Raw genomic sequence first — 20,711 nt, 5'->3', positions numbered from 1 at the left:
TAGATACCTCCTAAAGAACTCCTCCAGCATTTGCAAGAGATATTTTTCTGTTTAGTTTTTTTACAATTTTATCTATGTCTGCTTCTTCCCTTATAATTATTGTATCTGCTAACTTATCAAGAAATAAACTTCCATTTGAGCTATTTCTCTTATATTGATTGGCCTCTTGTTTAGTTAAAAGTTTTTCTCCTTCATGTGCTCTAATTAGATAATCATTTCTAGGAATTCTATTTATACCAAACGCTCCTCTTGTATTAGTTCCAGCAGCATCTGCACCTTTCCCTATTTGTAAGTTAGGACCTTTTTTAAATATTTCTATTGTTCCTTTAATTGGATGTTTAAAAAATTCTTTAAGTTTATTCCAAGTCTCTTTTACTCCTTTAACTTTATCTTTAAAAAATGAATCAGCAAGATCTATTACAGGTTCTAGTATTCCGCTAACTAAATCGACCAAACCATTCCATATAGATTTAACTATACCTACTCCGCCATCAAATATTTGTTTAAGGCCATCCATTGTCTGGTCAGCATTTCCTGTTATAAGTCCCATTACAACATTTATAATTCCAGATATAAAAGATATAATTCCGTTTATAATTCCAGAAACAGTTGTTATTATTGCTGTTAATGTATTTAAAAACCATATAAATGCTAAAATTATTCCACCAACAACACCAGCTATTGCTATTCCTATAGCTGGTAATAATTGTTGCCCTATTTGTGATAGGAAAGGCATAAATCTTTGAAACCAAGCTTTAACAGGGGCAAGTGCTTGACTTAAGTTTTGAAATGCTAACTTTATGCCATCGGTAGACTTTTTCATATTGTCCATTGGTTGGCTTACCTGGTCTACTGTATCTCCAACCTGTTTGGCTGGAGTAAAAAAGTCAGTAATTGCTTTTTTAACCTTATCAAAACACTCTTTCAAATTATCTAAATGAGGTTTTAAAGGTTCAAATGCTTTTACTAGATTATCTATATTTGTTTTAATATTTCCAGCTAATATATCCTTTAATTCATTAAATTTATCTTTTATTGAAGTTATTGACTCCTTAAATTTATTCTTAAAATTTACTCCAGAATCCTCTAGAATCTTTAGTGCAGGTTTAACATCATTTAATATCTTATTTTGCAGTTCTGTAAATTTAGTCTTTCCAGATTCAACACCTTGACTTATAGAATCTGTCATAGGTTTAATAAAAGTTTTAAAATTACTAAATGAACCTTCTAAATTTGCCATTGTTTGTTTTAAGCCACCTGTATTTGGTGTAGATTTTCCAGCTGCATCTGCCGCTTTACTTCCAGGTATATTCACATTTGTTTTAGTAGATATTTTTGCGGTTGCTTCAATTGGATTTTCTAAGAAGGTTCTTAAATCTCTCCATTTATCTGTAAGCCATTTCGCTTTATCCTTAAATAAACTATCTACAATATCAGCCACTGCTTCTATTGGAGCAGTTATAAAATCTATGAAACCTTTCCAAATTGATTTTATAATTTTTACTCCGCCATCAAATATTTGTTTAACTCCATTCATCATCTTTTTACTATCACCTGTGACAATGCCAATAATTAAATCAAATATTCCATTTAAAATAGATGCTAGACCATTTAATACATTAGTTATAGTATCTACAACAGCTCTAAATGCCGTTGCCAAAGTAGATAAAATTAAAACTAATTTTGCTATATGAAACCCTATTACACCAATTAAGACAGGCCCTAACACCTTCATTATCACACTACCTAAATTTAATATAGATGCAAATAATGGTCCAAGTGAAGATAATAATTCTTTAAATTTTTCACCTAATTGTTTAAGTGCAGGCATACAAAAACTTACTATAGGTTTTGCGAATTCTACAAATGATTTTACTAATGAATTAACTTTATTTCTAAAGACTTCAGACTTAGTATAAGCAACAGTAAATGCTACTGACAATGCAATTATAGCTGTTATAGTCCATCCTATAGGACCCATTACAGCCAAAAATACTGCACTTAATGGTTTCATCCCAATTACAAAAGCTCTAAAAGCAACTTTTGCTCTTAGTATTATTGGAACGAAGAAACTAAATACACCTATAGCTTTTGAAACAATTAAAGATACTGCTCCTATAGTTAGTAAAAGTACGCCAAATGCTCCAACTGAAAGCATTACATTAGTGATAACTCTTTTTATTGGTTCACTTAAGTTATTGAACCAAACCGTCATTTTAGTTAGATTATCAACAACAGATGCTATTGCTGGCTTTAGTTGATAGTAAATAGTAATTCCAGTTTCTTCAAGGGCTGATTTTAAGGTTGCAAGTCCACCCTTAGTATTATCTTTCATTACATCAGACATTGTTTTTAAGGCACCTTTTGAATTATCTATTTTTTTCTTTAAGCTATCATACTCATTTCCAACTCCATCAAGTAACTTTTGTAACGTTTTTAATTGAGTTTTTCCCCCTATGGCTGCTAAGTAATAATTTTTCTGTTTATCAGTCATATCTTTTGTTTTATTTGCAACTTCTTTAAGTACATTTGACATACCTTTAAATTTACCCTGATTATCAAATGCACTTACTCCAAGTTTTTTCATTGCCTTACCTGCTTGGCCTGCACCTGTTGTAAGGTTTATCATGATTGAGTTTAAAGCATGGCCTGCATCTGTACCTTTAACTCCTCTATTTGCAAGTATTCCCATAATAGCAGTTGCTTCAGATAATGGAACTTTTAAGTTACTAAATGTACCTCCTGCAACATTAAATGCTTCCATTAACTGTTGTATGTTTGTATTTGATTTAGTAGATGCATTTGCAACCTTATCTAAGTACTCACTTAATCCAGCGCCAGCTAGTACTTTGCCACTTTTACTTACTTTATCAACTTCTAAACACATAGAACTCATACTATCAGTTACTAAATCAGATGCTAAACCAAGGTCCATAGATGCTGCTTCTGATAAGTTAAGTACTGGCATTAAGGCATGCATTGATTTTTGAACATCCCATCCAGCAAGTCCCATATATTGAAGTGCATTGGCAGAATCAGCAGCAGTTTTAGTTGTAGCTTTCCCAGCATCTCTAGCAGCCTTTGACATAGCTTCAAAATCACCTGGCTTTAAGGAATTTCCAAATGTAGCCTTAACTTGAGACATGGCACTTTCAAATTCTGTTCCAACTTTTGTTGCAGCAGCAAATGCCCCACCAACTCCAGCAGTTATAAGTCCTCCTGCTTTTAATGCACTTGTACCAACACTTTTTAAATTGTTCTGGACATTATTTAATGCTCTTGATGCTTGAGAGGATGAATCATGCAAAGCCCTAGTATTAGCCGTCACTCTTCTTAAAGTTGAACTTGCTTCATCTCTCATTTTTATTACTGCCTGTAAAACTTTTGTACTAGAACTCATAGATTAAAACAACCTCCCAGCACCAAATTTTATTTCTTCTTTTCTTTCATCCAACTCTTGGTCCATAAAAACACTAACAATCTTTGTTTCACCTTTAAGCATGTGAAAAGAAACGGATGGCATTATCCCTTTATACTTAAATAATAAGTACATTAAGTTGACTTTTCCATCCGTTTTAATTAGTTTTTTATTTCTTTATCTTTTTCCTTCTGTCTTTTTCTATCGCCCTCTGCATCTATACCATTTACCTTATTAACTTCTTCATATAAATTATCAATCTCTCCAGCTAATAGTAACTTTTTTATAAGGTCTTTAGGAGTTACCAGTCCGAACTTTTCTACAACTTCCATATTTCTAAACATTGGGCATGATTCAAGTATTGTGTTCACCTTAAGTTCGTAAACATTAATACTCTCTAAATTGCCACTATCAACATCCATTGAATTAACTCTTATCTCATCAAAACGTTCTGGATCAATGGCATTACATTCAATTTCTAAAGTGTCATCTAACTTTTTACAATACAATTCATATATACTAGATGGCATTTTTAATTTACCTGCATCCATTTTTAATAATTTTTCAACTGTGTTCATATAATAAATTTCCTCCTATTTTTCCTTGATTTTATCTAAGTATTTAAAACCTTCAAATGTAAATGGAACCTCTATTTCTCCCATTTTTCCTGCTTCCCAATCAGCTAAAGTTAAATCATCAAACATACATCCATAAAGTGCAATTCTTTCAGCTCCATATGAATCTGGATCTTGTAACTTGCTTATTATAGTAAATCTAAATGCTTTTCCTTCATTTAGCATACTTTCGATATATTCTCCAAATAAAGAACTTAGTTTAAATAATGTTATTGAACCTTTACCAGAGGCTCCCATAAATTTTTGTCCAACCATTACCTGACCACAAATTTTTACTTCTTCTTTTTCTATTTCAATTTTCGCCTCTAGTCCTTTTACAGATGTTAGTTGTCTGTTATCAATCCAACATTCCCCAAATGTACCAGATATTATTCTATTTGTCTCCATTCTAGCTCTCAAATTATAACCTCCAAACTACATAGATATGTCTAAATAGACATCTTCCATAGCATCTATTAATTTAATCTTTGCTTTTAAAAAAACGAGAGTATCTGTGTTATACTCCTTTATTTGTTGTTCTTCCATATTAAATGTATCTATATTTTGTTTTTTTAACCATTCTCTTTGTGCATCTAAATTTATTTCTACTGTTGAACCTGGATCAATGAGACCATCTTTTTCTAATTCTTGAAGATATAATTGTATTGCGACTATAAGTAAGCACTTATTATCATAGGTATTTGGGACTTTTCCTATATAGTTTTTTACAATTATCTTTTTAAGATCATTATGAATTTGGTCTAATGTATCTACTAATTTAATTTTTTTAAATATGTCACCTTTTGAATCTGTGGTTGTTGTAAAGGATGTTACCCCTCTAGCAACAACTATAGAGCCACTTTCTTTTATTAAAATTAACTCTCCATTATTTATTTTTGTATTTGCTTCAACCCTTGTTAGTTTTGGTATGTTAGTTATTTCTGGTATATTTGCATATGTTATAGACTGAGTTGATGGAGTTCCTGAGATAAAACCTGCTAACCTTGGTAGAAATTCATTCGAAGTATATTTCTTACCATTAATTTCAATATCAGTTGTTGTAAAGTTTATTATACCTTCATAATCTGCTACATTATTTGCAGTTATAGCCTTAACCTTTATTTTATTATCTTCTCTCATCTTATTAATCCAGGCCTTAATTTTAGGCAACTCTTGCTCTGTTTCCTCTGGCATACAAAGGTAATTAAACTCACAAGTTTCAAGAAAGTCTAGAGCATCATCTATTAATTCATCTACATCTAATGTGTAAACTAATATTTTATTTGGAGGATATATATTTCCTCTCATTGCCATCTTTATATAGTTTAAATTGTCAGCAGAATAGCCATTTGGAATATCTTCTATTTCCTGTATTTCAATCAATCCTGTATTCTTTGTATCTTTTAAAATAAGTGCTACAATACCACCAGAACGTTTAACAAAAGTTTTTCCAGCTTGAATAAAGGATATATTAATTTCTGGTAAACCCATTTAATCACTTCCTATCTTTAAATCTACACTTTCCATAGTTTCATATGTTTCTTTACTAAAGTAAATCTCTTCAAAATAAGATACAGTAATTAGGAAAGTTAATTTATAACCTACAGAATCTTTTGATATTGAAGGAGATATATTTTCTATATTTAGACCTCTATCTTTAACCTTTATATTTCTATTAAATATTTTTTCTAATCTACTTTGTATGTCATATAGATTTAGTTTATTTTTTCTAGCTCTTTGATAATATTCAATATCTATGAATATCTTTTTAGTATCTAAAACTTTATTTGCAATATTATTAGAAACAGGTAAAAGTTGCACAAAAAAACAAGCCTCCTCAAAGCCTTGTATATTATCCTCATTAATAAAAATATCTGTATCTCTAAACTCATTTTCTATTCTTTCATTAACTGCTATTATAATATCTCTGTTTGTAAGCAACCAATCACCTACCAATCAAATAAATTTGCTTTTGCGCTTGTCATATTTTCTTTTGTTTTTTCAATTCCCTTTTCAACCATAAAAGAACCAGGGACAATGCCACCATTTTTAGTTGAATGGCCATCATTTACTAAAGTAGCATATTCAACCTTATCTTCAACAATATAAGTATCATATTCAGGCTGATTTTCTTCCCATCCATTTTTTAACTTTTCAGTTCTCACAGGTGTTTCATCTCTTATATTTTCTGCTAGTTCTTGCCCAGTTTCTTTTGTAAACTTCTTGATTTTTCTATTAAAATTTGATGCATTTAACTTTAAATCTAAGGCTAATGCTTCAAAAACTCCTAAATTATCTATTCCCATTATATTCTCTCCGCTTCTGTAATAGGTATTTCCATATGGCTTGGATATATATTTGCCCTAGAAACCTTAAATATAGCTTCTTCTCCATGACTATAAGTTGCATTTATAGTGTCGCCTGTTTTTATATCTACTTCTGGTCTACAAAATAACTTTCTATTTATGACTATAACTCCAATATCGCCACTTACAATGGCTTCTTCTTTTCTTGAAATTGCACATGGGATATTCTCAGCTATAATAATATTACTAAAATCATTAGAACATGTTTCTTGATTCCAACCTTTTGACTTTCTGATGATAGTCATTTTATCAAGATAGGTCATTTCTAATATATCTGCCTCTGTCACTTAATCACCCCTTAGTACATATTAACAACACAAAATGGACTTAGAAATTTTTTATCAGCATCAGTTAAAAAAGATGATGAACTTATGCTATTTTCAGCAGTTTGCAATGTTAAAGTATTATATTCTATTTTTGTATCACCTCTAGTTATAGCTTTTAAGTTTTTTTCTAGATTATCAAGTCCACTGTTTTTCTTAAGTTCCTCAAATCTTGAAGATAATATTGATATTACTTTTTCTTCCACAAACCCTTCTAGTGCTATACTTAATTCCTGTCTAGAACAATATTCTAAAACCATTTCACTTATTTTATTTATATAAAGGATTATTAATTTATCATATCTATCATTTTCTATTCCTAAAATTAACTTAATACTATCAAGCATTGTACTCATCTAGTAATTGGATTAATTCTTCTTTAGTTTTAGTTGAATATCCCTTTATATTTTTACCTTTAGCAATTTCCATAAGTTCTGGTTTAGATAGATTAAACAAATCATTAGAGATTAATTTAACTTTTTCGATTTTTTCCTCTTTTTTATCAATATTCTCTTTAGTCACTTCTTCTAAATATATTTTAAATCCCTTTGATGCTAAATTATTACTTTCATATTCATTATTAGCAAGTCTAATAACGTTATCTTTTTTTAATACAAACATTTATTTCACCTCTACTCTTGAGTAGCCTTTGCTTGTTTTACACATGCTCTACAAAGTTTTATTGGTTCATCTAATAGCCATAAATCATGATACTTTCTATAATCTATTTTATAGGCATCAGCTGATTGATTTTGATCTGGAGTGAATATTCTTGGTTTATCTGTCTTAGATATTGCAATTGGAGCAGATGATGGAGTTATTAACCAGTTTATATCTAGTGCTTTTGGCCCTTCCTTAAAACCTCCTGCTGTCTGACCAGATGTTTTCCCATCCATGAATATATATTCTGTTTTCATTCTTTTTGATGGAACTTTTATTATAGGTACATTATCTATAGATTTTACAATTCTTTTTATATCTCCATCACCAAATTCAATATCATCAAGTTGAGTAGACTGTTCTAAGATACTTGCCACTATACTAGACATACTAATAATAAGAGGTATATCACCAGTTGAATCTTGAATTGATGCTATCTGATATTTTAATTCACTTAAAATACTCGCAGCAGATACTTCATAAGAATATTTTACACGTTCATCAACCTTAGAAACTTCTGAAAATATCTTTGAGTATCTATATGCATCTATTTCTGGTATAACATGTTGCTTTTGAAATAATCCCATTACAGAAGAGGCATTTACAACGAAGTTTGTTTCATTTACATCCATTGAATCAAGCATAAACTCTCTACTTCTATCCATTTCCATTCTTCTAGTTTCATACTCAAGTGTTATTGCTCCTGGAGCGTATCCTTTAGATCTATCATAATCCCCTAAACCATCCATAGACACTTTAGGAATCTTTACTTCTCTACCTCCATCATATATAACTTGACCAGAGTTTCTTTCCATCCATCCAGTAGTTGAACCTACCACTATTTGTGAATCCAATTCTTGTTGAAAAAGCGTTACATATTGTAATACATTAGCCATTTATAAAATCATCCTCCTCTTTTTTTAGAAACTATTTAAACCTTGTTTTATCTGCTTTCTAACCTCTGATAGTTCATTATCTCCTTCTTTTCCAGGTGGCGTATATGAACCATCTTTAATCCTTTCATCTACTCTAGATTGAATATATTTTTTCATTGAGTTTTCAAAGATATCTATATTTGCATTTGTTTTTTCATCATCATCAGATAGTAGATATTCAATTAAGTTTGTAGGTATTTTCTTTTCAACTAAAATATCCTTATATTTAGAAATCATTTCTGTGTGTCTTTTTTCTTTTTCTAATCTATCCAATTTTTCATTTAGTTCCCTTATTGCTTTTTGTTCCTCTGTTTCATTTGTAGAAGTTCTTTTTAGAACTTCAGCATTTATAAGTGTTTGCATATCATTTTTCTTGAAATGCTCTAACTTTTCACTATAATATTTACTGTTTTCTTTATCCATAAAAGACTTAAAGTTTGAATCACTTAAAATTAAGGATTTAAATTCATCTATCGTAGGACTTTTGGGTTCTTTTGACTTAAACAAGTCTAAATTTTCTAATAAAGAATCTATCTCTGATTCGTCTTCTATATTTTGTAATAGTTCTATCATTTCTCTTTTTTGCATATTTTTCTCCTTTTTATAAATTTGTACATAGTAAATACACATATCAAATCAATATGTGTTAGATAACAGGTATATATTCACATCTACAAAAACAATGTTGTGGTAATGAGGGTCTTGGTTCATTTACATAGAAGGTTAATCCATTATAAATACTACAATCATTACATGTACGAGAATCTAAATCAGCACAATACATTACTTTTATAATACCTTGTGTTTTGAAAAAATACTCATTTACTTCACTTTGGCACCTAGATACTTCATATTCTACTAATCGCCTTGTCTGACTTGCTCCAGTTGAATACTTATCTCTTATTGCTTTTTCTATCTTATTTACAGAAGTTTTTCCATTTAGAAAACTCTTTATTTCTTTTTTTAAAGACTCTTCTATACCTTTTTTATTCTTCCAAAGTCTGTCACTCCAATGTTTTCCATCAACCTTATTATTCACTATCTTATTTATAACTTTATTGTTCATATCTTTTACTTTCAGTATTACTCCTAATAAAATTATCAAATTTGAATATTTCTTCTTAGATAAATCAGATAAAATAGTTTCTATATTCTTGACTTCATCATCATAATTGTTAGAATACTCATTTATAATTTTATTAAGTTTTGACCTTAGATTTTTCTTATCTTTATTATTAATGTTTAAATATTCATTGATAATATCATGTGTTAGCAATATCTTTGCTATCTCTAATAGAAGTTTATCTCTGTTTTCTCTTTGATACTTATAAAATGGTTTTGTCCTATTTTCAGCAGATTTATATATATCTTCAGTCAATTTAGTTATCGCTTTCTGATTCATCTAATAAAATCTCTCCTTCTGAAACTATTTCCTGCTCTTTTTTTGCTTTTTCCATTTCAGCATGAGGATTATCAATAAAACTTAATTGAGATAGCCCTGTTTCAGTAGATAATTTATCTCCAAGTTGACTTACTATATTTGCTACAACTAAATCATCACGTGGTATTTTAGGTGTAAATTTAGCTTTAATATCTTTGTAATCATACCTAAAACCATATTTCTTATTAAGCCAAATACATAATAGTTTGTGTCTATTAGATAAAGTATCTGCAATACTATCATTATTTTGACTACAAATCCATTCAGTACTTATTAATCTTGCTATAACTGCTAGGCTTGATGTATTACTTTGCATTTTCTCATTATGATTTATATGGGATGTAATTTCATACATATTTTCTTTTATTGAAGATAATGTATTTTGAACAAATGTATCATTCATATCTTTAATAAGCCACTCTATTTTACCTTCTCCATTAACTTGAAGTATTCCAAGTTCCTTCATTCTTGGTAAATCTTCTTCTCGAATATTGCAGCCAGAAAAAGTTAGATAAGCATTTCTGAAATCACTAATTTCATTACTTATATCACTTAAATTAGTTTCATAAGCATCCTGTAACCCTTTTATATCATTAAATATTGTATTTTTTCCTAGTTCTTCACTTCTTTTGCAAATTGATATTGGAACATTACCATCAAATATATTGTTTACTGTGGGTTTTTCTATCTCTTTAAAGTTTGAATCAAAATGATAGATGTATTCTTTATCATATATATCTATATAAATATCATCTTTAAAATCTTTTTTAAATTCTCTAAAGAAATAGATAATCTCTCCATCTTCATTTTCATAATGACAGCCATCTGTTGGTTTTATTATTCTTACTTTCATTTCATTGTTTTTTACATAGTAAAGTTCATAACAAAATCCAAATAATAGTGTATATCTCAATAAATCTGAATCATGCTTTTTACTCCAATGGCAAGTATAGTATTCTAAATCATTTATAATCTTCTCATCACCCAATCTACTTATATAGGTGATTTTATTTGCGAGAGAATAAGCAACTTCTTCATTAATAAACTTTTTTAAGAAATTAGTGTTTATCTTATTATTAGATCTCTTGGTAACCATTTTATAGTTACTAATAGCATCTGTTTCACCTTTATAATACTTATACATAGTGTTGTATTCTTGCTTTTTTAAACTCCAGTCCTCATATATTTCTCTTAATAAACTTAAATCTATTTCCACTTAATGCATCACCTCCATACAATCAAAGACCTAAATTTCTTCTATCTAATAGTGTAATACTTTCATTTACTTTAATATTAAAAATCCTATTTATAAATTCTGCTGATATATCTGGTGCATCATCATGTAGAGAGTACTTTTGTCCTGTAAAATCAAGGATTTGCTGTATAAATGCCTTATCTTCTTCTGCAAAAATCATTTGACCTTTGTTTAAAACTGGAATTAAAGTAGAGATTTTATCATCCTTGTTTTTCTTCTGATGCTCATTAGTGATTTCTATATTTCTGTAGTAAAGGACATCATCATTTTTTATTTTAAGTTCTAATTGATTAGCATCTGCACCATTAAATGTGTTTTTCTCTATATAAACATGTGTTATATCTGGATATATTTTTAATAAATAAATCATGTGTCCTATATACTTATCAAAGTCAGTTCTAGCATTTATTTTAGCTAGTTCTGCTAATCTCCCATATAGTAAACCATTACCTGACTCACTCCCAACAAGAAAAGCACTATAGTCATGTTTAGATCCACCAGCAGATGCTGGGTCACATAATAGCATTGTCTTTTTGAAGTTATGTGTTTCAATACATTCTCTAGATTCAGTTCTGACTGTTTTAAACCATTTTTCACCTATTGAATTTACATCATTTTGTACTTCCTGTTTAAAAGAGGTTGGATTTTCATAATAACTTAAAGCCATATCTAAACAGTCCCAAAAACTTGGCCATAATATAGGAAATTTCATTTCTTTTTCATTTTCCCAGTAAAATTCTTTAGCATCTTCAAGATGATTTGTGTTTTTGAAATCAAATAACAACTCTTTGAATTTTAGCCATAAACCAGAATTAAATAATTCATCTACATTATCAACTAAAACTCCTTTTTCACATTTAAACTTCCATGTTGGTAAATTCTTTAGCCTACTATAGAAACATTCTTTATGTTGCAAAGTTCCTAATGCTATAAAAGTTGTTCCTCTTTTTATAGTTTTACCGTTTCTTATAACTGGTTTTTGTGCAGCATATTTTACATCATCAGAAAATCTTTTAAACTTTTTTTCTCTAGCATCTTCTGTTCTAACATTTTCCTCTGACTGATAGTCATCAAGTATGATAAGATCAGGACGATTATTATTGTATTTTCTTCCTCTCATTGGTGATGAAGATGATATTGCTTCAATAAAGGTTTTATTAGTTAATTCTAATTGAGTACTATTGCAAATATATTTTCTATCATTATCATTTAAAAGTACTCCAAATGCTTTTTTGATATACTCATTTTCAAGTAAAGCATTCTTTATATCTTTTACAAATTTTTCTGCTGTAGAACCTATATCTGAACAAATTAATGTGTACATTTTATGTTTATAACAGTGTGACCATACAGTTGTTGCCAAATCTCCAAATGCACTTTTACCTGTACCTCTTGGATAAATTCTTCCTAATTGTTGTAATCCATCTCCAATTATAGATTCTTGTATATCTTCCCATAACTCATGATGAACTTTAGCTATAGGTGCAGCAGCATTATCTTCCTTTGGTAGATAGGTATCTTGCATAAAATACATACAGAAAAATTCTAAATTTATTTTCCCAAGTTGATAGGCAAGACCATTAACACCAAAAAGATTATTTGCATTAGACTTTATAAGTACATTTGTTTCATTTTCAGCATCTTTTATTGCTACTCCATTTCTTATAAAAGTCTTTGCTAGATAACTAAATATAAGTTGTATATTTCTTTCTAAATTATCCACTCGTATTTACATCCTTTTATCTCTTCTATTTTCTTGTTAGGTTCAGTTAATAATATAATTAATAAAATGAACAATATAATTTTCTCTATAATAAAATCACCTTCTTCAAGATGTATCTCTGGTTTTTAAATTTTGCTAGAAAATTTCCAGAACTCATTTTCCATAAAAAATACTTTTTTCAAAATAGAAGGATACCCCCCTATACTTAAAAACAGTTATTTATAATTATTTCAGACATAATTAAAGGGCATAATTCTATGAATTTGCCCCACTAAAATTAACTTAAGCATATATATTGCTCTTCTTAGTTACTCTCATGGCTCTTTATTAATCTATCTAATGTTGGTCTACTTACTCCCAATTCTTTAGCCAATTGAGTCTTATTAAGTTCTCTAGTTTTATATCTATCATAATAACTACCAAAGTTCTCTATCTTAACTTCTTTACGTCCTTTGTATTTACCCTGTTCTTTAGCTATAGCAATACCTTCTCTTTGTCTTTCTAGCATGTTTGTTCTCTCAAATTCATATATTGCACCAAGCATTGTAAGCATAAGTTTTCCTGTAGGTGTACTTGTATCTAAATTTTCTTTATCACTAATTAACTTTACATGTTTCTTTTCTAAGAGCTCAACTATTTCTAATAGGTCTTTAGTACTTCTAGCAAGTCTACTAAAATCATGTACAATTATTGTATCTCCTTCTCTTACAAAATCTAACATTGCATTTAGTTGTGATCTTTTAGTATCTTTGGCACTTATTTTCTCCTGATATTTTTTTTCTACATTATGCTTTTTCATTGTAACTAATTGTCTATCTTCATTTTGTTCTGCTGTTGAAACTCTCATATAACCTACTACCATCTTTGATCCCTCCACCTATGTTTACTCTATAAATAATATTATAGCATAAATGTAAAATTAGAGTCAAAGACTTATCCTTCTTTTTGTAAATTAATTACGTTTTTAATTTTATTTTTACATCAAAATAGATATTTTACAATGTAAATTTACACCATGCTTTATTTTTACATCAAATATCTATAAAATGGTAGTTTTTTTAATTAAAATTAATGAGTATTAAGTATTACTTTTTTGTTCTTATTCTTATCTTAGCTATGGCTGCTTCTATTTCTGTTGTATCCATACCCATACCACCACTATCATCTTCTGCTTGTATAATTGTATTTGTAGGAGTACCATAGATACGATTTATAAGATACTGATTAGCTGCTAGCATAACCCTCTTATCACTCTTATCACTAGCTAATTCCTTGATGTTATTGATATAAGTTTCTAAATCCTTTAATATCAATAAGTTTCCTTGGTTTGTTAGCTCTTGTTTACGTCTGTCAATTTCTTTCCTAATATGCTCTCTGTTCATCCAGTTATAAATAGTTTGCCTAGTAACACCAATTGCTTTAGCAACCTCTGTTACTGTCAGCCCTGAAATCAATAGATATACTGCATTAGACTCATCTTCTGATAATTCTCTTAACCTCTTATAGCTATCATTAACTATTTCAACATCTTTGTCATTCAAACAATCACTCCTTTGCTTCATTTTTTATGTTTATACATTATCTTAAATTCCTCGTATAAATGTCCTTTAATAGTGTTTTTCAGACTTATTAATAAAACTATCCTGTTCTTTGCAAATTCTATCATTAAGGCTATTTAAATTTATATAATGTCCTATTGTTGAAAAACGTAACATCCTAAATATTAGATATAATATAGGATATTTCTAAACTCTTTTCCTCTTCTTCAATTTATTAGTAAATTTAGTTATCGCTTTAACTTCTTCTTCTTTATCTATTCCAATATATTTCCTTGTCATTTCTATAGTCTTATGACCTAATATTTTTCTTATAAGTTCTAAAGCATAAGTCTTATTTTCTTCTTCATCATAAATATGTCTTGCAAATGTCTTTCTTAAAGAGTGTGTTGCAACATTTTCTTTTATTCCTACCTTTTTTGCTGCTCCTTTTATTATTCTTCCTGCTTGCCTTGTTTGAATAGGTCTATTAAACTTCTTTCTCTTACCACTTTTAAATAAGAACTCCTCTCCAGGTTTATCTTGAGTATAGTTTTCTATAGCACTCTTTATTACATCAGATAAGAAAACTTCTCTATCATAATCCCTTTTTTCCTCTATAACTCTAATCCAATCCTTAGATACTCTTATCTTCTTCCCTTTTTTATCTAATTTTACATCTGTTACATCTGCAACTTTAAGTGCTAATATATCCCCTATTCTAAGTCCAGTACACATTCCAAATAGAGCTAACAAGTAATTTCTTTCATTCCATTCCTCTAAAAAATTTAAAAGCCTAAAGACATCTTCAATATCTTTTATAGGATTAACTTTTTGTCCTTTATGTGCTTCCATTCATTAAAAACACTCCTTATTCCCATAGTAATTTTTTCTTTGTCTCTCTTGAACTAACATTTTTAAATCTTCATCTACATTAGCAAAAGAATCTGTAATTATAGAGGTTATATCATTTGTAGTGTATCTTCTCTCTTTAGAATAAGTACTGGTCTTTATTCTAAATCCTAAGTCATTTACAGTTCTAGTTACTTTCACTACATTTTCTAACTGTAAATATAACTTAAACGTAACTAATTCAACATGATCAGATTCATCAATTATACTTTCTTCTAAAACTTTTAAATACAAATCTAATTTATCAATCTTAGAATGATAGTTACTTTTAATCTTCTTTTTTAGTTTCAGAAGTTTTTCTTGTTTTTTCTTTATAAAATCTAAAGAACATTCCCTTCCATACATACCAGGAGTTTCTCTCATTACATTGTCATAATACTTTAGATTGTCTGGTATATATGCAGCACTTAAAATTTCATCTGTTATATCTCGTTTAATTTCAAACACCTCTTTTAAAAATACTTGTTTTATTGCATAAAAAAATACCATCTATTTAGATAGCATTAAATTATATCTATTAATTCTTTAATTTTCCTATATATCTCTTTATAGTTCATATCTTTATCTATTAACTTAGGTAACTTCATAGATATAACTCTTTCCAGTGCTTGTATATCAAACAATTCACTTTGATTTAATTCATCTCTTTTTACATCTTTTGGGATTCCTAGTTTTTTTCTTACAAGTTCAGTAAAATGTTTATAATACATTTGAGGCTTATTACTACCTTGACTAATAGCATAATAAACAAACTCTTGTATTTCATCTGTGAAGTCTTTTCTTACTTTTTTGCCTTCTGTTCTTATGTTTATCCATTCTTGGTCTTTTTCTGTAGCAATGTAATAACCATGTATTCTAATTTGTTTAAGAGTTTTAGAAACCCACTTTGTAAATAGTTTTGCCTCTGGTTTATTACTTCTAAATGACATATTATATACTGCTTCTTCTGTAATGAAGATAGTACCAAAGTTTGGCAATTTACTTTTAAAATTTCTAGTGTCGGAATCTCCGACAGTAGACTCATTAAATTTCTTTTTATATTCTCTATCTATATTTCTTAATGTATCACGAATATTTGCTATACCTAATTCATCTCCTACATCATTTGCATTAAACCAAACCTCACTACCATCTTTTGACCATATCATCCTTATATTTTTCTCTTGCAAAACTTTCAACATACTACTACCTCCTAATCTAATAATTGAATTTTTGTATAAAAAAAGACTTAGAATATAAATTCCAAGCCATTTTTTATTTAATATATTTTTTCATAATATAATATTATCATGATTAAAAGACACAAATCGTACACAAATCGGTCATAAATCGTACATAAATCGTCTACAAAAAAGACATTATTTACATTTAAATCTATATAACTAAATTAAGAGCATACTTTACAATATGCTCTTAGGAAAGATATTTCTTGTTTATAGGTTATAATATTTCTCTAGAATTTTTATTTTTATAATTTCAAAAATAAAAATTAGAATCACAGTTATTATCATATTTCTTGTACTATTTTCTATAATATTATAACTAAACAATGCAAAAACAATGATTAATAAAATTACATTTATAGCTCCAGAAATCAAAAATGCCTTTTTCTTATTATTCATATATTCCCTCTCTAGATTATCTAAATTAGTCTATATCAAGCATCTTCAAGTACTTATCATTAACTTTATATACATCCTTTTCTCTAGATAAAATCTCTATCTCTTCAAGATTATTAAACACTTCCATTAACTGGTCAACTAATTCGATTTCCTTTATTCCAGCCTTTAAGTACCTACTTTTATTCTTTTTAATATAGTTCTCTAATGTCATAGAATAGTTATCTTTACTACAGATATATTTTAATATATGTTCTTCTGTTGCTGATAGAGTTATATCATTTTCAAATAACTCTTCTTTCAACACACTCTCTAAAGACTTCCTATCATGCATGTCTCTCATTTCATTTATAGATTGTATTATGGACTTTAACATGAACTCTATAAATACAGTTAAATTATATCCCTTATTCTCTACATCAAGTATAGCCTTATAATACTTAGTTCTGTTTTTAGATATCATATATGATATTGAAAACTCTTTAAAAGTATCATATCCTTTATCAATCAAATATAGATATGATAAGGCTCTAGATGTTCTTCCATTACCATCACTAAAAGGATGAACATATACAAAGTAGAAATGAATTATAGCACTCTTAATTAAGTCACTGACTTTGCTATTTTCCATAAACTCTATTAATTTACCCATAAAGTCATATATCTTCAAAGAATCAAGCCCTGTATGTATAATCTTACCTTTTGAATCACATACATATACTTTTTCAGCTCTATACTCGTACTCTTCTGAATCTAAGCAGTTTTCACCCAATATATGATGTAAGTCATATATGAATTTATGACTATACAATTTATCTAGGTTATCTAATCCATATTCTAAGGCTCTATGATTATTATAAATCATATACTCACTTTTATTACTAGGTTTCATCTTTCCTCTAATTATAGATTTTGCAATCTTTCTAGTTGAAAAAGCACCTTCTATTACACTAGAATAATAAGACTCCAGTGCCAAGTCATTTTTATCTTCTATTACTTTAAATATCTTACTTGATGTTAATTTATTTGTTTCATTTATTAAATTTAATATATTCTCAGTTTCATGATAGTATAGTTCTTTGTTATCAAAACTATTTAGAGGAAGTACAATTTTATTTCCAGTAGAGTATTTGTTTTTGTATTCTTCTATTGTCAGTTTAATCACCACCTTAGATTATCTTTATCTATTAATATTAACAAAAAGTATTAGTTTTTACACTATTTTTGATTGTTAATTTTATAATTATCAAATTAATTTTAGCTTTAAACATAATAAATCTTAATAAATAATTCAAAAATTTAAAAATAAATATTTAAAATATATTTTATAAAAGTAAAATATTTTATAAAAGTAAAATATTTTATTGATGTAGTATGTTCAAAGTTATATTATATAAGTATAATAATTTTTTTCTTTATTACTTGTAATTTTCATTTTTACTATATGGAGGAGGAGTCAAAATGGATATATTATTGTTTGATAATGATGCTAGTTTTGCAATGGAATTATGCAATAAAATAAACAACATATTAATTAAAGAGAGATTTGACAATGATTTTGTGAAATTATATCATAATGCAGATTCATTACTTAAAGATATCACTTTGAAAAATAAAGTAAGGCTTTTTTTAATTGGAATTAATTTTAAATATACTTTTAATAATAAAATATGTGACGGATTATGGTTAGCATATAAAATTAGAGAAATTGATTATATAAGTCCTATTGTATTTTTTTCAAATCATGTAGAAATAGCCCTCAGTATTTTCGATTATAAGTTGGAAGTTATGGATTTTATATCAAAATACGACACAGATATTATTGAAAAAAGAATGAAAGATTGTATTCAAATTACACACAAAAGATATCTTAGAAAAATAGATTATCAAGAAAATTTTTTTAATGTATATAAAGATTTTGAACTTTTGAGAATTCCATTTAGTAATATAATTTACTTTGAAACATGTACTATACCTCATAAAATAAAATTGGTAACTAGAGAACATGAAATAGAATTATACAGAAGCTTAAAATCTATAGTAGATTTAGACCAACGCCTATTTCGTATACATAAATCCTTTATAATCAATAAAGAACATATACTTTCTATGAATGTAAAAGAAAAATATGTAAAAATGAGTAATGGAGATAAATGTCCTATATCTGATAAAACCTTACAAGTTGTAAAAAAAGAGTTTAAAATAAAAAAATATTAGTTTAAAAACTATAAAAAAGATGTAAAATAATGCACTATTTTACATCTTTTTTATAGTTTTTAATAATATGTTATTTTACACAAACTGTTATTATATTTCCTAAACACTTATTTTTAAAACATAAAAATTCTTTTTTTTATATCTTAAATTGTTTTTTATATTGTATAAACCATTTAAAGAATAAAAAAATATTGATTTTGAAATCTAGCTAATATTTTTGTATTTAGATTGTATAATTAAATTACTAAATATTTAAAGTAATGTGAGGGAGGTATTTTAAATGAAAAAGATTAGAAATTATATTTCTAGAGTCTTGGTATTATGTCTTATTTTAACAAGCATCTTATTTAGCGAAGGAACTTATGCTGAAAATTTATCTGGATATTCTAAACAGAAAATAAGTACTAATAGTTATAAAGCAGGAATAGAAAGACCAGAAGATTTTCTTAAAGATAAAGAAAAGGCTAAAGAATGGGAAAGGTCTGAAGCTGAAAGAGTAGAAAAAGCACTTGCAAAACCAGAAAAAGAAGCTCTTTCAGAATATAAAAAAGATCCAGTAGAGATAAGTAAATATTCTAAAGAAAGAAATTATTTTACAGCTGACGCGATATCAAATAATCCATTAGAAAAAAAATATGAAGATCTTAAAAGTGCAATATCTAAAAATAAGATAGATAAACCTATGTATGTTTACTATTTTGAATCTACTGATAAATTTGCTTTTAAGGGAGAGCTCAGAGGAAATTCACAGAATGAAATAAGTTTAGAAAAATTTAATGAATTTAAAACTACAGTTCAAGATAGATTATTTTCACAAGATGGATTTAAAGATATTTCTCTATCTGAACCAGATAAATCAGATAATAAACCTACACCATTGTTTGTACATCTAAAATTGCCTAAAGGTACTGGAATATTACCATATCAAAATGGTGAATCCGTAAGCACTCTAATAGAACAAGGTTATAGTATAAAAGTTGATAAAACAGTTCGTGTAGTTATAAGTGGAAAACAATATATAAAAGTTGAAGCATCTTTAGTAAATAGTCTTGATTTTAAAGATAGAGGATTCGAAGGTAATGAATGGGGTATGAATGCTTATTCAGAATTAGGCAAGAGTTTAAGTGATACTGATAAAGCTACATTAAATGATTATATGAGTAGAGGATATCAATCAATTAATCCTTATTTAATAGCAAATGGACCAGTAAATAACCCTAATCCAGAGCTAGATGCTAAAATTGAAATACTTGACAATATAATGAAACGCTATCCTTTGCCAACTAATTTAACAGTATATCGAAGAGTAGGTGTTGCTGAATTTGGTATGACAATTGGTTCTCCAGAAAGTGATTTCAGTAAAACTGAAAATGTTGAAGCATTTAAAGATAAATGGTCAGGAAAAATTCAAAAATATGAAAATTTTATTAGTACTAGTATAAGTAGTAAAAATGAACTTATGTTTACTTCTAGATTAATTATAATACGTTTAAAATTACCTAAAGGTGTTGAAGGTGCTTATGTATCAGGCCTAACTGGTGGTGGTTTTCCGAGTGAATATGAATTTATTTTAAATAAGGGATCTAAATATAGAATTGATAATGTTAGTACCCTTAAAGAAGGAACTAGAACAAAAATAATAATTGATGGGACAGTAATACTTTAATTCATTTATATAAAAAATTATTTTAAT

General features: G+C 27.9%; 24 protein-coding genes. 2 read left to right on the top strand and 22 right to left on the bottom strand.

Translation table 11 applies throughout. The features are described from left to right. Positions 1-10 precede the first annotated feature (10 nt). From KGF41_RS18210 to KGF41_RS18105, 22 genes are all read right to left on the bottom strand, one after another. Positions 11-3,400 (bottom strand): phage tail tape measure protein, encoded by a 3,390-nt coding sequence (locus tag KGF41_RS18210; RefSeq protein ID WP_227829874.1) that lies wholly within the window; start codon positions 3,398-3,400, stop codon positions 11-13. A gap of 3 nt (positions 3,401-3,403) precedes the next feature. After that, positions 3,404-3,553, bottom strand: coding sequence for a hypothetical protein (locus KGF41_RS18205; RefSeq protein WP_227829875.1), 150 nt, complete (start codon positions 3,551-3,553; stop codon positions 3,404-3,406). A 26-nt stretch (positions 3,554-3,579) separates the two neighbouring features. Beyond that, entirely contained in the window at positions 3,580-3,996 is a 417-nt protein-coding gene (locus KGF41_RS18200; RefSeq protein WP_227829876.1) for a phage tail assembly chaperone, read from the bottom strand. A gap of 15 nt (positions 3,997-4,011) precedes the next feature. Then, positions 4,012-4,452 carry a phage tail tube protein gene (locus KGF41_RS18195; protein WP_227437126.1) on the bottom strand — a complete coding sequence of 147 codons (441 nt, stop codon included), beginning with the start codon at positions 4,450-4,452 and terminating at the stop codon, positions 4,012-4,014. A gap of 15 nt (positions 4,453-4,467) precedes the next feature. Continuing rightward, positions 4,468-5,523: a phage tail sheath subtilisin-like domain-containing protein gene (locus KGF41_RS18190; protein ID WP_227437124.1), complete on the bottom strand. Its 1,056-nt coding sequence runs from the start codon at positions 5,521-5,523 to the stop codon at positions 4,468-4,470. Continuing rightward, the gene (locus KGF41_RS18185; protein ID WP_227829877.1) at positions 5,524-5,973 is read right to left on the bottom strand and encodes a DUF6838 family protein; all 450 of its coding nucleotides are present in this window, start codon (positions 5,971-5,973) and stop codon (positions 5,524-5,526) included. A gap of 8 nt (positions 5,974-5,981) precedes the next feature. Beyond that, positions 5,982-6,338 carry an HK97 gp10 family phage protein gene (locus KGF41_RS18180; protein WP_169470315.1) on the bottom strand — a complete coding sequence of 119 codons (357 nt, stop codon included), beginning with the start codon at positions 6,336-6,338 and terminating at the stop codon, positions 5,982-5,984. After that, positions 6,338-6,685 (bottom strand): hypothetical protein, encoded by a 348-nt coding sequence (locus tag KGF41_RS18175; RefSeq protein WP_227829878.1) that lies wholly within the window; start codon positions 6,683-6,685, stop codon positions 6,338-6,340. Before KGF41_RS18175 ends, KGF41_RS18180 begins: the two co-directional genes overlap by 1 nt. Positions 6,686-6,696: 11 nt before the next feature. Continuing rightward, positions 6,697-7,077: a phage head-tail connector protein gene (locus tag KGF41_RS18170; protein WP_227829879.1), complete on the bottom strand. Its 381-nt coding sequence runs from the start codon at positions 7,075-7,077 to the stop codon at positions 6,697-6,699. Beyond that, positions 7,061-7,342: a Rho termination factor N-terminal domain-containing protein gene (locus KGF41_RS18165; protein ID WP_227829880.1), complete on the bottom strand. Its 282-nt coding sequence runs from the start codon at positions 7,340-7,342 to the stop codon at positions 7,061-7,063. Before KGF41_RS18165 ends, KGF41_RS18170 begins: the two co-directional genes overlap by 17 nt. An 11-nt stretch (positions 7,343-7,353) precedes the next feature. After that, complete coding sequence (locus KGF41_RS18160) at positions 7,354-8,277, bottom strand: hypothetical protein (protein ID WP_021382814.1); 924 nt, start codon at positions 8,275-8,277, stop codon at positions 7,354-7,356. 24 nt (positions 8,278-8,301) lie between these two features. Then, on the bottom strand, positions 8,302-8,904 hold the full coding sequence (locus KGF41_RS18155; protein ID WP_227829881.1) for a DUF4355 domain-containing protein: 603 nt from the start codon (positions 8,902-8,904) through the stop codon (positions 8,302-8,304). A 58-nt stretch (positions 8,905-8,962) separates the two neighbouring features. Continuing rightward, positions 8,963-9,718, bottom strand: a complete 756-nt coding sequence (locus KGF41_RS18150) for a minor capsid protein (RefSeq protein WP_227829882.1) — start codon at positions 9,716-9,718, stop codon at positions 8,963-8,965. Continuing rightward, positions 9,696-10,973, bottom strand: a complete 1,278-nt coding sequence (locus KGF41_RS18145; RefSeq protein ID WP_227829883.1) for a phage portal protein — start codon at positions 10,971-10,973, stop codon at positions 9,696-9,698. Before KGF41_RS18145 ends, KGF41_RS18150 begins: the two co-directional genes overlap by 23 nt. Before the next feature lie 22 nt (positions 10,974-10,995). Next, a complete protein-coding gene (locus KGF41_RS18140; RefSeq protein WP_227850730.1) occupies positions 10,996-12,735 on the bottom strand; it encodes a hypothetical protein in 1,740 nt (579 codons plus the stop codon). Positions 12,736-13,039: 304 nt separating this feature from the next. Continuing rightward, complete coding sequence (locus KGF41_RS18135) at positions 13,040-13,597, bottom strand: recombinase family protein (protein WP_227829885.1); 558 nt, start codon at positions 13,595-13,597, stop codon at positions 13,040-13,042. Between the two features lie 223 nt (positions 13,598-13,820). Next, positions 13,821-14,276 (bottom strand): helix-turn-helix domain-containing protein, encoded by a 456-nt coding sequence (locus KGF41_RS18130; RefSeq protein WP_021382780.1) that lies wholly within the window; start codon positions 14,274-14,276, stop codon positions 13,821-13,823. A gap of 204 nt (positions 14,277-14,480) precedes the next feature. Further along, on the bottom strand, positions 14,481-15,125 hold the full coding sequence (locus tag KGF41_RS18125; protein ID WP_227829886.1) for a tyrosine-type recombinase/integrase: 645 nt from the start codon (positions 15,123-15,125) through the stop codon (positions 14,481-14,483). Positions 15,126-15,128: 3 nt separating this feature from the next. Further along, complete coding sequence (locus KGF41_RS18120) at positions 15,129-15,671, bottom strand: hypothetical protein (protein WP_227829887.1); 543 nt, start codon at positions 15,669-15,671, stop codon at positions 15,129-15,131. Positions 15,672-15,685: 14 nt separating this feature from the next. Then, positions 15,686-16,363, bottom strand: a complete 678-nt coding sequence (locus KGF41_RS18115; protein ID WP_227829888.1) for a Bro-N domain-containing protein — start codon at positions 16,361-16,363, stop codon at positions 15,686-15,688. A 252-nt stretch (positions 16,364-16,615) separates the two neighbouring features. Beyond that, a complete protein-coding gene (locus tag KGF41_RS18110) occupies positions 16,616-16,804 on the bottom strand; it encodes a hypothetical protein (RefSeq protein WP_227437227.1) in 189 nt (62 codons plus the stop codon). 25 nt (positions 16,805-16,829) lie between these two features. Then, positions 16,830-17,966, bottom strand: coding sequence for a Fic family protein (locus KGF41_RS18105; RefSeq protein ID WP_227829889.1), 1,137 nt, complete (start codon positions 17,964-17,966; stop codon positions 16,830-16,832). Positions 17,967-18,262: 296 nt separating this feature from the next. Between KGF41_RS18105 and KGF41_RS18100 the strand changes: the two genes are divergently transcribed. Then, positions 18,263-19,018 carry a LytR/AlgR family response regulator transcription factor gene (locus KGF41_RS18100; RefSeq protein WP_227829890.1) on the top strand — a complete coding sequence of 252 codons (756 nt, stop codon included), beginning with the start codon at positions 18,263-18,265 and terminating at the stop codon, positions 19,016-19,018. Positions 19,019-19,298: 280 nt separating this feature from the next. Next, complete coding sequence (locus KGF41_RS18095) at positions 19,299-20,684, top strand: ADP-ribosyltransferase (RefSeq protein WP_227829891.1); 1,386 nt, start codon at positions 19,299-19,301, stop codon at positions 20,682-20,684. Positions 20,685-20,711: the final 27 nt, after the last annotated feature.

The sequence above is a fragment of the Clostridioides sp. ZZV14-6150 genome (assembly GCF_020657875.1).
Classification (GTDB): domain Bacteria; phylum Bacillota; class Clostridia; order Peptostreptococcales; family Peptostreptococcaceae; genus Clostridioides.
This window is presented reverse-complemented; position numbering and strand designations above follow the sequence as displayed.

Bases quoted from the DNA above. Each gene is read 5' to 3' on its own strand.
- KGF41_RS18210 (WP_227829874.1), bottom strand. From the start codon at position 3,400: ATGAGTTCTAGTACAAAAGTTTTACAGGCAGTAATAAAAATGAGAGAT.
- KGF41_RS18205 (WP_227829875.1), bottom strand. From the start codon at position 3,553: ATGTACTTATTATTTAAGTATAAAGGGATAATGCCATCCGTTTCTTTT.
- KGF41_RS18200 (WP_227829876.1), bottom strand. From the start codon at position 3,996: ATGAACACAGTTGAAAAATTATTAAAAATGGATGCAGGTAAATTAAAA.
- KGF41_RS18190 (WP_227437124.1), bottom strand. From the start codon at position 5,523: ATGGGTTTACCAGAAATTAATATATCCTTTATTCAAGCTGGAAAAACT.
- KGF41_RS18180 (WP_169470315.1), bottom strand. From the start codon at position 6,338: ATGGGAATAGATAATTTAGGAGTTTTTGAAGCATTAGCCTTAGATTTA.
- KGF41_RS18170 (WP_227829879.1), bottom strand. From the start codon at position 7,077: ATGAGTACAATGCTTGATAGTATTAAGTTAATTTTAGGAATAGAAAAT.
- KGF41_RS18165 (WP_227829880.1), bottom strand. From the start codon at position 7,342: ATGTTTGTATTAAAAAAAGATAACGTTATTAGACTTGCTAATAATGAA.
- KGF41_RS18160 (WP_021382814.1), bottom strand. From the start codon at position 8,277: ATGGCTAATGTATTACAATATGTAACGCTTTTTCAACAAGAATTGGAT.
- KGF41_RS18155 (WP_227829881.1), bottom strand. From the start codon at position 8,904: ATGCAAAAAAGAGAAATGATAGAACTATTACAAAATATAGAAGACGAA.
- KGF41_RS18150 (WP_227829882.1), bottom strand. From the start codon at position 9,718: ATGAATCAGAAAGCGATAACTAAATTGACTGAAGATATATATAAATCT.
- KGF41_RS18135 (WP_227829885.1), bottom strand. From the start codon at position 13,597: ATGGTAGTAGGTTATATGAGAGTTTCAACAGCAGAACAAAATGAAGAT.
- KGF41_RS18125 (WP_227829886.1), bottom strand. From the start codon at position 15,125: ATGGAAGCACATAAAGGACAAAAAGTTAATCCTATAAAAGATATTGAA.
- KGF41_RS18120 (WP_227829887.1), bottom strand. From the start codon at position 15,671: ATGGTATTTTTTTATGCAATAAAACAAGTATTTTTAAAAGAGGTGTTT.
- KGF41_RS18115 (WP_227829888.1), bottom strand. From the start codon at position 16,363: ATGTTGAAAGTTTTGCAAGAGAAAAATATAAGGATGATATGGTCAAAA.
- KGF41_RS18110 (WP_227437227.1), bottom strand. From the start codon at position 16,804: ATGAATAATAAGAAAAAGGCATTTTTGATTTCTGGAGCTATAAATGTA.
- KGF41_RS18100 (WP_227829890.1), top strand. From the start codon at position 18,263: ATGGATATATTATTGTTTGATAATGATGCTAGTTTTGCAATGGAATTA.
- KGF41_RS18095 (WP_227829891.1), top strand. From the start codon at position 19,299: ATGAAAAAGATTAGAAATTATATTTCTAGAGTCTTGGTATTATGTCTT.